Source organism: Pseudomonas sp. NMS19W, from assembly GCF_051554255.1.
In the GTDB taxonomy this organism is placed as follows: domain Bacteria; phylum Pseudomonadota; class Gammaproteobacteria; order Pseudomonadales; family Pseudomonadaceae; genus Aquipseudomonas; species Aquipseudomonas kribbensis.
Genome location: NZ_CP136718.1, coordinates 5340801 through 5355594 on the forward strand (window position 1 = coordinate 5340801; position 14794 = coordinate 5355594).

The window sequence follows — 14794 nt, forward strand, 5'->3', positions numbered from 1 at the left end:
TGCATCCCATGCTGAAGAAGCTGTTCCAGTCATTCCGAACTCCACTGCGTCGTACGCAACACATCCGTAGCACGCCTGAAGTCCTCAACAGCGGCCAACATTCGCTGCAAAAGGCGCAATTCAGCCGATACGCGGTCAACATCGTCGAACGTCTGCAGGGCGCCGGCTACCAGGCCTACCTGGTTGGCGGCTGCGTGCGAGACATGCTGCTGGGCATCACGCCCAAAGACTTCGACGTCGCCACCAGCGCCACCCCCGAGCAGGTTCGCGCCGAATTCCGCAATGCGCGGATTATCGGCCGCCGCTTCAAGCTGGTGCACATCCATTTCGGTCGCGAAATCATCGAGGTCGCGACCTTCCGCGCCAACCACCCGCAAAACGAAGACGACGAAGACAGCAACCAGTCCTCGCGCAACGAGAGCGGGCGTATTCTGCGCGATAACGTCTACGGCACTCTGGAAGAAGATGCGCAACGTCGCGACTTCACCATCAACGCCCTGTATTACGATCCGGTCAGCGAGCGCATCCTCGATTACGCCAACGGCGTGCACGACATCCGCAATCATCTGATCCGCCTGATCGGCGACCCGAAACAGCGTTACCAGGAAGACCCGGTGCGGATGCTGCGGGCCGTGCGTTTCGCCGCCAAGCTCAACTTCGGCATCGAAAAGCACACCGTCCAGCCGATCCGCGAACTGGCACCGATGCTGCGCGAAATTCCGTCGGCCAGGCTGTTCGAGGAAGTGCTCAAGCTGTTCCTCTCCGGCCATGGCGCCATCACCTTCGAGATGCTCGTCGACCTGCAACTGTTCGCACCGTTGTTCCCGGCCAGCGCCGATGCGCTGGAATACAACCCGGAATACACCCACACGCTGATCAGCGAAGCACTGACCAATACCGACCTGCGGATCAAGCAGAACAAACCAGTAACCCCGGCGTTCCTGTTTGCCGCCCTGTTATGGCCAGCCCTGCCGGCTCGCGTGTTGCGCTTGCAGGAACGTGGCATGCCGCCGATTCCGGCGATGCAGGAAGCCGCCCACGAGCTGATCGCCGAACAGTGCCAGCGCATTGCGATTCCAAAACGTTTCACCATGCCGATCCGCGAGATCTGGGACATGCAGGAACGCCTGCCACGCCGCAGCGGCAAACGCGCCGACCTGTTGCTCGACAATCCGCGCTTCCGCGCCGGCTACGACTTCCTGCTGCTGCGTGAAAGCGCCGGCGAGCAGACCGATGGCCTGGGCGAATGGTGGACCGACTATCAGGACGCCAACGACAGCGAGCGCCGCGACATGATCCGCGACCTCAGCGGCAAGGAAGACGGCGCCAGCGGTGCTCCGCGCAAGCGTCGCCGCAGCAGCGGTTCCAAGCGCAAACGCGCCGGCGCACCGAGCGCTTCGGGCGAATAAGGCATGGAACGCATCTACATCGGCATGGGCAGCAACCTGGCTGACCCGGCCGAACAACTGCGCAGCGCGGTTGACTCATTGGCGCAACTGCCGAGTACAGCACTGGTCGGTGTGTCTGCCTTTTACCAGAGCGACTCGCTGCTGCCGGGTCAGCCGCGTTACACCAACGCAGTCGCAGCACTCGACAGCACACTCGCTCCGCTGGAACTGCTCAATGCCCTGCAAGCCATCGAAAACGGCCAGGGTCGCGAACGCCTGGAACGCTGGGGCCCGCGCACGCTGGATCTGGACATTCTGCTGTTCGGTGACCGTCTGATCGATGAGCCGCGCCTGAAAGTCCCGCATTACCACATGCAGGAACGCGCGTTCGTACTTTATCCCTTGGCCGAACTGGCCCCCGAAGATCTGCGCCTGGCCGATGGCCGCACCCTTGCCGATCTGCTCGCAGCCTGCCCGTTCGTCGGCCTCGAACGCCTCTCCCACGCCTGACCCAAACCGCCGATGCGGGAGCAGACCTGCTCCCGTATTTTGCGTTCTTGTAGGACAAAAAACCTGCAAATCAGGCCCGCCGGCCCGCTGAATCGCATCAGTAACGCCGGTAACACTCCCGTCGTAACAATGCGGTAACACATGCAATTGACTTCCTGAGGCCTCATCACGACTATAGGCGTCCCGCTGCCGCCAACCCGGCATACAAGGGCGCAATCCAGGTCTTATAAGCACGACAAAAGAGCGTGCGCCTGAATAGATGACGAATCACGCGCGTTACTCGCAGTAGTTTCCAAAGCGCCTGAACGAGGATTTCTTACATGCCAGCCATCACCCTGACCACGCTCCAGAGCCTCAAGCAGAAAGGTGAAAAGATCACCATGCTGACCTGCTATGACGCGACCTTCGCCCACGCCTGCAACGAGGCCGGTGTCGAAGTGCTGCTGGTGGGCGACTCCCTCGGCATGGTCCTGCAAGGTCACGACAGCACCCTGCCGGTGACCATTGCGGAAATGGCCTACCACACCGCCTGCGTCAAGCGCGGCAACACCGACGCCCTGATCCTGGCCGACCTGCCGTTCATGGCCAACGCCACCCTCGAACAAACCATGACCAACAGCGCCATGCTGATGCAGGCCGGCGCACACATGGTCAAGGTCGAAGGTGCGCTGTGGCTGGCAGAATCGATCCGTCTGCTGGCCGAACGCGGTGTGCCGGTCTGCGCCCACATGGGCCTGACCCCGCAAGCCGTGAACATTCTCGGCGGTTATAAAGTGCAGGGGCGCAACGAAAACCAGGCACGCCAGATGCGCGCCGACGCGATCTCCCTGGAGCAGGCCGGCGCGGCCATGCTGCTGCTGGAATGCGTGCCGAGCGAACTGGCTGCCGAAATCACCAGCGCCGTGAAAATCCCGGTGATCGGCATCGGCGCCGGCACTGACACCGACGGTCAGGTCCTGGTGCTGCACGACATGCTCGGCCTGTCGATCAGCGGCCGCGTACCGAAATTCGTGAAGAACTTCATGCAGGGTCAGGACAGCATCCAGTCCGCATTGAAGGCTTATGTGAACGAAGTCAAAGCCGCCACTTTCCCTGGGATCGAACACGGATTCTCTGCATGAACACCGTCAAAACCGTACGTGAACTGCGCGCCGCCGTGGCGCGCGCCCGCAGTGAAGGCAAGCGCATCGGCTTCGTGCCGACCATGGGCAACCTGCACAGCGGCCACATCGCGTTGATCACTAAAGCCAAGCAGCGAGTGGACTTCGTGGTCGCGAGCATTTTCGTCAACCCGCTGCAGTTCGGCGCCGGCGAAGACCTCGACAAATACCCGCGTACCCTGGCGGCGGATCAGGAAAAACTGCTGGAAGCCGGTTGCTCCCTGCTGTTCGCCCCGACCGTCGAAGAAATGTACCCCGACGGCATGGCCGGGCAGACCCGGGTCAGCGTGCCGCAGCTTTCCGAAGGCCTGTGCGGCGCCAGCCGGCCGGGACACTTCGAAGGCGTGGCGACCGTGGTCAGCAAGCTGTTCAACATGGTCCAGCCGGATCTGGCGATCTTCGGTCAGAAGGACTACCAGCAACTGGCCGTGATCCGTGCACTGGTGCATGACCTGAACATGCCGATCCAGATCATCGGCGAACCGACCGTACGTGCTGCCGATGGCCTGGCGCTGTCCTCACGCAACGGTTTCCTCAGCGAGGAGCAACGCGCCGTAGCGCCCGTCGTTTACCGCGCCCTGAGCAGCATTGCCGAGTCGATCAAGCAGGGGGAGCGCGACTTCCCGGCCTTGATCCTGGCACAGCGGCAACAGCTGGAAGCCGCCGGCCTGCGCCCGGATTACCTGGAAATCCGCCACGCCCTGACCCTGCGTCCGGCCACGGCGGAAGATCGTGATCTGGTAATTCTGGCTGCAGCGTTCCTCGGCACCACTCGATTGATCGACAACCTGCACCTGAACCTCGATACCCCCGCCTGAACACCGCAACAGCAGAATGTGGGAACGAGCCTGTTCGCTCCCACATTCGTGTGACATCCCCCCTCCCGGATCGTATTGCTGCCCACCTGCCCATCGGGCAAACTGCCCGCCGTCCAACCCGCGCGATCAGCTGGGACATCCTCGCATTGTCTCCGTCTGTCGGCCGCTCCTGTTATCGATGTTAAAAAAGTACAGGTTACAGGTCAGAAGAAGCCAAGACAGATCGCAGCGCTGGGTTTACTGTATTCGCCCTGCGCTAATGTAATCGTGTCGACGCAGTTGCCCCCTCGCCCAAACATGGCGGGGAGGTCTTTTCAGTGTTCAAAAGGCCGTTCAAGTAAAAAAGGAAAACCGCAGCGATGGCGTACTACCGCACTCCTCATGACGTTACCGCTCTGCCTGCCTGGCAAGCGTTGAAAGACCACCGCCAAGCCATGCAGGATTTCAGCATGCGCGAAGCCTTCAACGCCGATCCGCAGCGCTTCACTCAGTTCACCCTCAGCAGCTGCGGACTGTTTCTCGATTATTCGAAGAATCTGATCAACGCCGAGACCCGCAACCTGCTGGTGGGTCTGGCCAACGAAGTCGATCTCAAGGGCGCGATCAAGGCGCTGTTCGACGGCGAAATCGTCAACTCCTCCGAAGGCCGCCCGGCGCTGCACACCGCCCTGCGTCGCCCGGTGGGCGACAAGCTGTCGGTCAATGGCGTCAACGTGATGCCTGAAGTCCACAAGGTGTTGAACCAGATCACCGATCTGGTCGGCAAGATCCATGACGGACTGTGGCGCGGTTACACCGAGAAGCCGATCACTGACGTGGTCAACATCGGTATCGGTGGTTCGTTCCTCGGCCCGGAGCTGGTCTCCGAAGCCTTGCTGTCCTATGCCCAGAAAGGCGTGCGCTGCCATTACCTGGCGAACATCGACGGCAGCGAATTCCACGAGCTGACGCAAAAACTGCGCGCCGAGACCACGCTGTTCATCGTGTCGTCGAAGTCGTTCAACACCCTCGAAACCCTGAAAAACGCCCAGGCCGCCCGCGCCTGGTACCTGGCCCAGGGCGGTTCGGAAGCCGAGCTGTATCGCCACTTCATCGCCGTATCGAGCAACAATGCGGCGGCCGTGGCGTTTGGTATCCGCGAAGAGAACATCTTCCCGATGTGGGACTGGGTCGGCGGTCGTTATTCGCTGTGGTCGGCCATCGGTCTGCCGATTGCCCTGGCCATCGGCATGTCCAACTTCAAGGAACTGCTGTCCGGTGCCTACACCATGGACCAGCATTTCCAGAGCGCGCCGTTCGAACAGAACATGCCGGTGCTGCTGGCCCTGCTCGGCGTGTGGTACGGCAACTTCTGGGGCGCGCAAAGCCACGCGATCCTGCCGTACGACCACTACCTGCGTAACATCACCAAGCACTTGCAACAGCTGGACATGGAATCCAACGGCAAGAGCGTGCGTCAGGACGGCACTCCGGTGTCGACCGATACCGGCCCGGTGATCTGGGGCGGTGTCGGCTGCAACGGCCAGCACGCTTACCACCAGTTGCTGCACCAGGGCACCCAACTGATTCCGGCCGACTTCATCGTGCCGATCGTCAGCTTCAACCCGGTGTCCGACCACCATCAGTGGCTGTACGCCAACTGCCTGTCCCAGAGCCAGGCGCTGATGCTCGGCAAGACGTTGTCGGAAGCCGAAACCGAGCTGCGCGACAAAGGCATGAGCGAAGCCGAAGTGCAGAAACTGGCACCGCACAAGGTGATCCCGGGCAACCGCCCGAGCAACACCCTGGTGGTCGAGCGCATCAGCCCGCGCCGTCTCGGCGCACTGGTGGCGATGTACGAACACAAAGTCTTCGTGCAAAGCGTGGTCTGGGGCATCAACGCCTTCGACCAGTGGGGCGTGGAACTGGGTAAAGAGCTGGGCAAGGGCGTCTACAACCGCCTGGTCGGCAGCGAAGAAACCGCCGCCGAAGATGCGTCCACTCAAGGCCTGATCAACTACTTCCGCGGCCGTCACCGCGGCTGATCGGGTACTCGACACACCCCCTCGCCATGAGGGGGTGTTTGTTTACAGGTATTGAACCCTCCCCGCTCTCGGCGCATCTTTATCCTTGTCGCACAACAAGAATAAGGAACCGTCATGTTCGATATCAGCACGTTCCCCAAAGCCGATGCCGTCCGCCGGGCTGCCCAGTTGAGTCAGGACGACTACCATCGCCTGTACCGCGAATCCATTGAACACCCCAGCACCTTCTGGGCCGAACAGGCCACCCGCTTCCTCGATTGGAGCACGCCGTGGCAGACCGTCCAGCGCTATGACCTGAAGACCGGCGAGGCTTCCTGGTTCGCCGGGGCGAAGTTGAACGTCAGTTACAACTGCATCGACCGCCATCTGGCAAAGCGCGGCGACCAGACCGCCATTGTCTGGGAAGGCGACGATCCCGCCGAATCCACACAAATCACCTACAACAAACTCCATCACCACGTCTGCCGCCTGGCCAACGTGCTGAAAAGCCGCGGCGTGAAGAAAGGTGACCGGGTGTGCATCTACATGCCGATGATCCCCGAGGCGGCTTACGCCATGCTCGCCTGCGCGCGGATCGGCGCGATTCACTCGGTGGTGTTTGGCGGTTTCTCCCCGGACTCGTTGCGCGATCGTATTCTCGATGCCGACTGCCGCACCGTGATCACCGCCGACGAAGGCGTGCGCGGTGGCAAGTCCGTGCCGCTGAAACAGAATGTCGATAAGGCCCTGCAAAGCTGTCCCAAGGTCAGCACCGTCGTGGTGGTCGAACACACCCAGGACAAGGTCGACTGGGTCGAAGGCCGCGACCTCTGGTATCACCAGGCCGTGCGCGACGTCAGCGACGATTGCCCGCCGGAACCGATGGACGCCGAAGACCCGCTGTTCATCCTCTACACCTCCGGCAGCACCGGTAAACCCAAGGGCGTGCTGCACACCACCGGCGGTTACCTGCTGCAAGCGGCGATGACCTTCAAGTACGTCCTCGACTACCGCGACGGCGAAGTGTTCTGGTGTACCGCCGACGTCGGCTGGGTCACCGGCCACAGCTACATCGTCTACGGCCCGCTGGCCAACGGCGCAACCACCCTGATCTTCGAAGGCGTACCGAGCTACCCGAGCACTTCGCGGTTCTGGCAGGTGATCGACAAACACAAGGTCAACATCTTCTACACCGCGCCGACCGCACTGCGCGCACTGATGCGTGAAGGCGCCGGCCCCTTGCAGGAAACTTCGCGACAAAGCCTTAGATTGCTCGGCAGCGTTGGTGAGCCGATCAACCCGGAAGCGTGGGAATGGTATTTCAACGTCGTAGGCGAACAACGCTGCCCGATTGTCGATACTTGGTGGCAGACCGAGACCGGCGGCATCATGCTCAGCCCGCTGGTCAGCGCCCAACGGATCAAACCGGGCTGCGCCACCCAGCCGATGTTCGGCGTGCAACCGGTACTGCTCGACGAGCACGGCAAGGAAATCAAGGGCGCCGGCAGTGGCGTGCTGGCGATCAAGTCGAGCTGGCCGGCGCAGATCCGCAGCGTCTACGGCGATCCGCAGCGCATGGTCGACACCTACTTCAAACCCTACCCCGGCTACTACTTCACCGGCGACGGCGCCCGTCGCGACGAGGATGGCGACTACTGGATCACCGGTCGCATCGATGACGTGATCAATGTCTCCGGCCATCGCATCGGCACCGCCGAGGTCGAAAGCGCGCTGGTGCTGCACGACAGCATCGCCGAAGCCGCCGTGGTCGGTTATCCCCACGACGTCAAAGGCCAGGGCATCTATGCCTTCGTCACGCCCATGAACGGCGCCGAACCCAACGACGAACTGAAGAAGGAATTGCTGGCCCACGTCAGCAAGGAGATCGGCAGCTTCGCCAAACCGGACCTGATCCAGTGGGCCCCGGCCCTGCCAAAAACCCGCTCGGGCAAGATCATGCGGCGGATCCTGCGCAAGATCGCCTGCAACGAACTCGACAGCCTCGGCGACACGTCGACCCTGGCCGACCCGAGCGTGGTGCAGGGGCTGATCGACAAGCGCCTTAACCAGTAGAATCACGGGCGCGGTCAACCGGCCGCGCCGCCCTTCACCACTGAGTTGCCATGGAATTCATCCGCAGCCGTATCGAAAACCAGCTCATGAGCCTGACCGGTCTGTCCCTCGGCCAGCTCGATCTGGAAAACCCCAAGGGCGATCCCGGCCTGTTCGGCCCGGACTCGATCAGTTGGCAAGTGCACGGCGACTTCAGCAGCATGTTGATCGGCGGCATCAGTGCCTTGCTACTGCAAGCCCTGCATCCACTGGCGCTGGCCGGCGTCTGGGATCACTCGAATTTCCGCCAGGACATGCTCGGTCGCCTGCGCCGAACCAGTCAGTTTGTCTCCGGCACTACGTTCGGCTCCAAACGGGACGCCGAATGGCTGATCGAAAAGGTTCGCACCATTCACCTGCAAGTGGTGGGCACCGCGCCGGATGGCCGGCCCTATGCGGCCAGTGATCCGGATCTGCTGACCTGGGTACACGTGGCCGAAGTCAGCAACTTTCTCGCCGCCCATTTGCGTTACCGCAACCCGCAGTTGTCACCGCAGAATCAGGACCGTTACTACGCGGAAATCGCCGTGGTCGCTGAACGCCTGGGGGCTCGCGATGTGCCGAAATCGCGCCAGGCCGTGGCCGATTACCTGCAACGCATGCGCCCGCAACTGGTGTGCGACGATCGTAGCCGCGAAGTCTTGCGCCTGCTGCTCGATGCCCCGGCACCCAGCGTACTGGCACGGCCATTTGGCGACCTGATGATGAAGGCCGGCATCGACCTGCTGCCGGACTGGGCCAGCGACTTGCTGGATGCCCGGCAGAATCCGCTGCAACGCCAGCTGATCCGCGCCAGCGTCAAGCGCAGCGCACCGATGTTGCGCTGGGCGATGCGCAATGGTTCGGTGCATCGGGCCCAACGGCGGATGGGGCTGAGATGAAGCTCAGTAGCTGCTAAACTCCCGCGCCCCGATTCCCTCCAGCAAGGCGCAAGCATGTCTTCCCTGAATCAGGCGCTGCGCGCCGCCCTCGATCAACGCCAGGACCTACTCGCCGAGCTGCACCGCCAAGGCACCGACTGCTATCGCCTGTTCCATGGCAGCCAGGAAGGCGCCGGCGGCCTGACCGTCGACCGTTACGGCCCGCAACTGATGGTGCAGAGCTTCCACCAGACGCTGGAACTCGCCGACCTGCTGCAACTGCACGCCACGGTGAACGAAACGCTGGGCTTGCAAACCCTGCTGGTCTACAACGACCGCTCCCGTGGCAACTCGCGCATCGATCGTGAAGACAGCGTGTACCGCGCCGAGGATGCAGCGCTGGTCGATCTGGTCGGCCACGAGTGGGGCCTGAACTACCGCGTGCGCGGACGCCATGCCGGCCAGGATCCGCTGCTGTTCCTCGACCTGCGCAACACCCGCGGCTGGGTCAAGGATCACGCCAAAGGCAAAAGCGTGCTCAACCTGTTCGCCTACACCTGCGGCGTCGGTCTCAGCGCGGCCGCCGGTGGTGCACGCGAGGTGTGCAACCTGGACTTCGCCGAGGGTAACCTGGCAGTCGGCCGCGAGAACGGCTTGCTCAATCCGCAGCTGCCGACCATGGAATTCATCCAGTCTGACTACTTCCCGGCGATCCGCCAGCTGGCCGGCCTGCCGATCAGTCAGCGTCGCGGGCAGAAACTGCCGAGCTATCAACGTCTCGAACAGCGCCAATATGATCTGGTATTGCTCGACCCGCCAGCCTGGGCCAAAAGTGCATTCGGTACCGTCGACCTGCTGCGCGATTATCAGAGCCTGCTCAAGCCAGCCCTGCTGACCACCGCCGAGAATGGCGTGCTGATCTGCTGCAACAACCTGGCAAAAGTCAGCATGGACGACTGGCGCGAACAGGTGCTGCGCTGCGCCGAGAAAGCCGGGCGACCGGTGCGTGAATGGAGCGTGATGACCCCGGGCCGGGATTTCCCTTCACTGGACGGGCAACCGCCACTCAAGACCCTGATTCTCCAGCTCTGAATTTCCCCCCAGCAGGAGCCGCCTTCGGCGGTTCCTACAGACATTACAGACAAATCTGAACAATCCTGTCTCGCGCAATGCACTTCGGAACCGGAATCGCGTGCCATACTCCAAGGCACTCCGATTCAGACAGATGAAGCCGCACATGCCCAAAGGATTGATTCGCGCGATTGGCGCCCTGTTGACTGCTCTGGCCCTCTACAGCCTGCTGGGGTTTCTGATTCTGCCGGGCATCGCGCTCCGCGTGGCCAACCAGCAACTGGCCAACTACGCCACGGTGCCTGCGCACATCCAGCGTATCGAACTCAATCCGTTCAGCCTCGAAGTCACGCTGTGGGGTCTGGTCATCGGCGAGCCGGGCAAGGAACAGGTCGGTTTCGAACGCCTGTACGCCAACCTGCAACTCGACAGCCTGTGGACAAAAGCCCTGCATCTGTCCGACATCGAACTGGACAAACCCAAGACCGAAATCCTGTTCGCCAAGGACGGCAAACTCAATCTGCTCGGTCTGTTCAAACTGCCGGCCAGCGAACCGACGCCGGCCGATCCGAATGCCAAGCCGTTTCCGCTGCGTATCGACCGGATCAAACTGGCTGGCGGCAACGTGCATTTCGAGGATGCACGCCCGAGCGAGCCGATCGAATTCCTCTACGACAAACTCGATTTCGAACTGAACAATCTCAGCACCCTGCCTGAGGACAACGCCGACATGACCCTGGTCGCCATCGGCCCGGCTGGTGGGCAGATCGACTGGAAAGGCAATTTCAGCCTGATCCCGATTGCCTCCGAAGGCACGCTCAAGGTCACCGATGGCCAGATGAAAGCGTTCTGGCCCTATGTGCGCGACGCCGTACCGCTGGTGCTGGAAAACGGTGTGGTCAGCCTGAGCACCGATTACAAGCTCAACCTGTCCAAGGAAACCGAACTGCTGTTGAGCAACGTGGCGGTCAGCGTCGCGCCGTTTGCGATCAAGGCACCGGACGGACGTCCGCTGGCAAAACTCGACCGCCTCGACGTCAGCGAAACCACGGTAGACCTGGCCAAACAGCAAGTGGTGGTCGGCAAGATCCGCAGCCAGAAGCTCGAAACCTGGGCCGCCCTCGAAGCGGACGGACAACTGGACTGGCAAAAACTGTTCGCCAGCCAGCCGTCCAAACCTGCCGCCAAAGCAGCGGCTGAGCCCAAAAGCACGCCGGCCGCCGCCGACTCGCCGAAAACGGAACCGACCGCGCCGGGCAAGCCATGGCAAGTGCTGCTCAAGGACGTGCAACTGCGTGACTACAAAGTGCATCTGGCGGACCGCTCGGCGAAGCCCGAGGTCACGCTGGATGTCACGCCGCTGAACGTCGATCTGCAGAATTTCGACAGCCTCAACGGCTCGCCCTTCAACGTCAAACTCGACGCTGGCCTGGGCAAGCAAGGCAAGATCAACGCCGACGGCGTGGTCAATCTGGCGCCGGTCACCGCCCAGCTCAACGTGAAAACCCAGGACATCGACCTGCGCGTCGCCCAGTCCTACATCAACCCGTTCATTCGTCTTGAACTGCGCAGCGGCATGCTCGGCAGTGACCTGAAAGTGAACCTGAAAAGTACCGAGCCGCTGGCACTCAGCGTCACCGGTCGCGCTCAGGTCGATCAGTTGCACACCCTCGACACTCTGAAGACCCGGGACTTCCTCAAGTGGCAGCAGGTGGTGGTCGAAGGGCTGAATTACCAACACGGCGACAGCCTGTCGATCGACAAGGTCAACCTGTTCCAGCCGTATGCGCGCTTCATGATCAACGATGATCGCACCACCAACATCGATGATTTGCTGATCCCGCAACCTGCCGATTCCGGAACGAAAACCACAGCGGCCAAACCCGCCGGCAACTCGAAACCGCTGGGCATTCACATGGGCGGCATTGTGATCAATGACGGCTCGGCCAACTTCGCCGACTTCAGCCTGACGCCGAATTTCGCCACCGCGATCCAGCAGCTCAATGGCCAGATCGGCACCATCGACAGTCGGCAGGCGAAACCCGCCAGCGTCGACGTCAAGGGCAAGGTCGACCGCTATGCGCCGGTGACCATCAAAGGCGCGGTCAACCCGTTCGACCCGATGGCCAGCCTCGACATCGCCACCAGTTTCAAACGGGTCGAACTGACCACCCTGACCCCCTACTCCGGCAAGTTCGCCGGTTACCGGATCCGCAAGGGCCGGCTCAATCTCGACCTGCACTACCTGATCACCAAGGGCCAGCTCAAGGCCGAGAACAAAGTGGTGGTCGAGCAACTGCAACTGGGCGAGAAAGTCGACAGCCCGGATGCCGTGAGCCTGCCGCTGAAACTGGCGATTGCGCTGCTCAAGGACGTGGACGGCAAGATTTCCATCGAGCTGCCGGTCACCGGTGACCTCAACAACCCGCAATTCAGCGTGATGCCGATTGTCTGGCAGACCCTGCGCAACCTGATCGTCAAAGCCGCCGCCGCACCGTTCAAGCTGATTGGCGGTCTGGTCAGTGGTGGCGGATCGGAAGATCTGGGCACCGTGTCCTTCGCACCGGGCTCCAGCGAACTGAACAAGGATGCCGAAGCGGCGTTGGTCAAATTGTCCCAGGCCCTGAAGGAGCGTCCGGCCCTGCGTCTGGAAATCGAAGGCACCGCTGCACAGAGCAGCGACGGTCCGTTGCTTGCGGAGCAACGTCTGGAACGCGAATACCAGTACAACTACTACAAGATGCTCCAGCGCCGTGGCGACAAGGTGCCGGCCCAGGCCTCGCTGATCCAGGTGCCGGACAACGAAAAAGGTCCGCTGCTCGAAGGTATCTACCGCACCCGTCTGAAAACCCAGCCACCGGCTGAATGGAAGGATCTGGGCAAAGAAGAACGCACCGCGAAAATGCGCGCCGACGTGATCAAGTTCTGGAGTTCCAGCGATGTGCTGTTGCGTCAGCTCGGACAGGACCGTGCCAGCAGCATCAAGGATTACCTGGTGGACAAGGGCCAGTTGGCCGACGACCGCGTGTACTTCATCGACGCCAATCTTGGTGAGGCGGAAAGCGACGGTCGCGTGGTGACACAAATGCATCTGGACGCCGAGTGATGAACAGTCAATGGCTGGCCGCAATCGCGCTGGCGCTCGTCGCCAGCCAGGCTTCGGCATCCGATACCCTGCGCTGTGGCAGCCAGTTGGTGAGCCTCGGTGATCGCGCCAGCGAAGTGCTGCAGAAATGCGGTGAACCGGTCAGCCGCGACGTGCTGGGCTACAAGCGCAGCGCCAATCGGCGTGAAGAGTTTCAGGTCGAGGAATGGACCTACGGCCCGAGCAACGGCATGTATCAATACCTGCGCTTCGAAGGCAATCGCCTGCGGCAGATCAACAGCAAGCGCGGCGACTGACTTCTCTGCACTTTTCCAGCCCTTGAAATAGAACAGGCCCCGACACGAGTGCCGGGGCCTGTAATGGCCACATTCCGTGTGGCCGTTCGCATGAACTCTAAAGGGCGGCAGACGTATTGCTCGGCCCGCCTGTCGCGTCTTCTCCCGGTCCAGGCGAGAAGTCTTGCCTTACTCGGCTTTCAGGCCGTCAGCGGAGACCGCTTTGACGCCTTTGATTTTCTTGGTGATGTCTACGGCCATCTTTTTCTGTGCTTCTGTCACTGCAACAGTGGAGGACAGAGACACGACGCCTTTGTTGGTTTCTACTTTGATGTCAGTGCCTGGAATGCCTTTTTCGGTCACCAGGTCGCTTTTGACTTTGGTGGTGATCCAGGTGTCGGAAGTGGCTTCTTTCGCCTTGGTCATTTCACCGGCAGCCAGGGTCATTGGAGCCTGGGTCGCCTGGGTGGATTGTGCGAATGCGCCGGTGGCCATGGTCAGGGTCAGCGCGGTAGCAGCAGCGGCAGTGATAGCGAACTTCTTCATACGAGTAACTCCTGTTTTTCTGGAAAGTCTGCTGCGTGTCTTGTCAGCAGGGTTACCGGAGATATTGCGAACGCTGTGCCAACTTTCGAACATTCAATAAATCTTTATAAATCAACAAGTTAACAAATTTGAAAATTCTCGGAATCATGCAAATTGCATGACCCCTGAATTATCTACATGCAACTTGCGGCTTTTGGGAAAGTTCCTAACACGCTGAAAAGACTGGAGCTTTTTGTGAGGTGCCGCGCAAAAGAAAATGCCCCGCAAAGCGAGGCATTTGATGACCAGGGGTCAAGCTATCAAGTACCGCTGCCAGGGCAACCTTTAGGGGCGTAGTCAGGGTTGACTGTCGAGGCGCAGCTCCAGACGCCCGCGGTGTTACCCGTCGCACCGCCAGAACGGGTCAGCGTGATGGTCTTGCCCAGTACCGGAGCCGGTGCGTTGGCCAGAGTGCAGACGATGGTGCCAGCTCCAGAGGACGCAGTACCCGAGGCAGTGACTGTGCCGCAGTTGGTTGTCGAATAGGATGCGTTACCGGTCACCAGCGTCAGCGTCGGGTCAGTACCTTGATTGATGGTGTCCTCGAACGGCACTTTCAGCGCGCTGATTTCCGCCAGCCCCGCCGTCACCTTGGACCGTGCCTGATACTTCGTGTATTGCGGCAGCGCAATGGTGGCCAGGATACCGATGATTGCCACGACGATCAGCAGTTCGATCAGAGTGAAACCTTGTTGTTTTTTCATAGACACGCTCCATGCATGAGTCGGAATCTCATGATCTGAGATGAACCGAGCATAGCCCGTGCCAAGTGCTTCGCCAGCCCGAGGATTGGGCGAGAGATCGGGGCAATGCCGTTTCCTACAACCTGTAACCGCACTATCTGACACTTTTTGTCACCTGCACCGAGGCGGTTTGGCGCTGTCACTTGACTAGGCTATAAGTCAT

Annotated in this window: 12 protein-coding genes; 10 read left to right on the forward strand and 2 right to left on the reverse strand. The window is 61.1% G+C overall.

Annotated elements, in window-relative coordinates:
- Window positions 1-8 precede the first annotated feature (8 nt).
- The 10 genes from R1A29_RS24445 (at window position 9) to R1A29_RS24490 (ending at window position 13324) form a co-directional block, all read left to right on the forward strand.
- Entirely contained in the window at window positions 9-1409 is a 1401-nt protein-coding gene (locus tag R1A29_RS24445; protein WP_438299808.1) for a polynucleotide adenylyltransferase PcnB, read from the forward strand.
- 3 nt (window positions 1410-1412) lie between these two features.
- On the forward strand, window positions 1413-1898 hold the full coding sequence (folK, locus tag R1A29_RS24450) for a 2-amino-4-hydroxy-6-hydroxymethyldihydropteridine diphosphokinase (RefSeq protein WP_438299809.1): 486 nt from the start codon (window positions 1413-1415) through the stop codon (window positions 1896-1898).
- 320 nt (window positions 1899-2218) lie between these two features.
- Window positions 2219-3019 carry a 3-methyl-2-oxobutanoate hydroxymethyltransferase gene (gene panB, locus R1A29_RS24455; RefSeq protein ID WP_438299810.1) on the forward strand — a complete coding sequence of 267 codons (801 nt, stop codon included), beginning with the start codon at window positions 2219-2221 and terminating at the stop codon, window positions 3017-3019.
- Window positions 3016-3876 (forward strand): pantoate--beta-alanine ligase, encoded by an 861-nt coding sequence (panC, locus tag R1A29_RS24460; RefSeq protein WP_438299811.1) that lies wholly within the window; start codon window positions 3016-3018, stop codon window positions 3874-3876. The genes panB and panC overlap by 4 nt, the downstream gene beginning before the upstream one ends.
- Before the next feature lie 359 nt (window positions 3877-4235).
- Window positions 4236-5900: a glucose-6-phosphate isomerase gene (gene pgi, locus R1A29_RS24465; protein WP_438299812.1), complete on the forward strand. Its 1665-nt coding sequence runs from the start codon at window positions 4236-4238 to the stop codon at window positions 5898-5900.
- A gap of 114 nt (window positions 5901-6014) precedes the next feature.
- Window positions 6015-7952, forward strand: coding sequence for an acetate--CoA ligase (gene acs / locus R1A29_RS24470; RefSeq protein ID WP_438299813.1), 1938 nt, complete (start codon window positions 6015-6017; stop codon window positions 7950-7952).
- Window positions 7953-8002: 50 nt separating this feature from the next.
- Window positions 8003-8872 carry an oxygenase MpaB family protein gene (locus R1A29_RS24475; protein ID WP_438299814.1) on the forward strand — a complete coding sequence of 290 codons (870 nt, stop codon included), beginning with the start codon at window positions 8003-8005 and terminating at the stop codon, window positions 8870-8872.
- Window positions 8873-8926: 54 nt separating this feature from the next.
- Window positions 8927-9943 carry a class I SAM-dependent rRNA methyltransferase gene (locus R1A29_RS24480; RefSeq protein WP_408987270.1) on the forward strand — a complete coding sequence of 339 codons (1017 nt, stop codon included), beginning with the start codon at window positions 8927-8929 and terminating at the stop codon, window positions 9941-9943.
- A 133-nt stretch (window positions 9944-10076) separates the two neighbouring features.
- The gene (locus R1A29_RS24485; RefSeq protein ID WP_438299815.1) at window positions 10077-13028 is read left to right on the forward strand and encodes a DUF748 domain-containing protein; all 2952 of its coding nucleotides are present in this window, start codon (window positions 10077-10079) and stop codon (window positions 13026-13028) included.
- On the forward strand, window positions 13028-13324 hold the full coding sequence (locus R1A29_RS24490) for a DUF2845 domain-containing protein (RefSeq protein WP_114885591.1): 297 nt from the start codon (window positions 13028-13030) through the stop codon (window positions 13322-13324). The genes R1A29_RS24485 and R1A29_RS24490 overlap by 1 nt, the downstream gene beginning before the upstream one ends.
- A 168-nt stretch (window positions 13325-13492) precedes the next feature.
- Here the strand turns inward: R1A29_RS24490 and R1A29_RS24495 are convergent, their stop codons facing one another.
- Window positions 13493-13849 (reverse strand): BON domain-containing protein, encoded by a 357-nt coding sequence (locus R1A29_RS24495; protein WP_065261581.1) that lies wholly within the window; start codon window positions 13847-13849, stop codon window positions 13493-13495.
- A gap of 299 nt (window positions 13850-14148) precedes the next feature.
- The gene (locus R1A29_RS24500) at window positions 14149-14592 is read right to left on the reverse strand and encodes a pilin (RefSeq protein WP_085732829.1); all 444 of its coding nucleotides are present in this window, start codon (window positions 14590-14592) and stop codon (window positions 14149-14151) included.
- Window positions 14593-14794 lie beyond the last annotated feature (202 nt).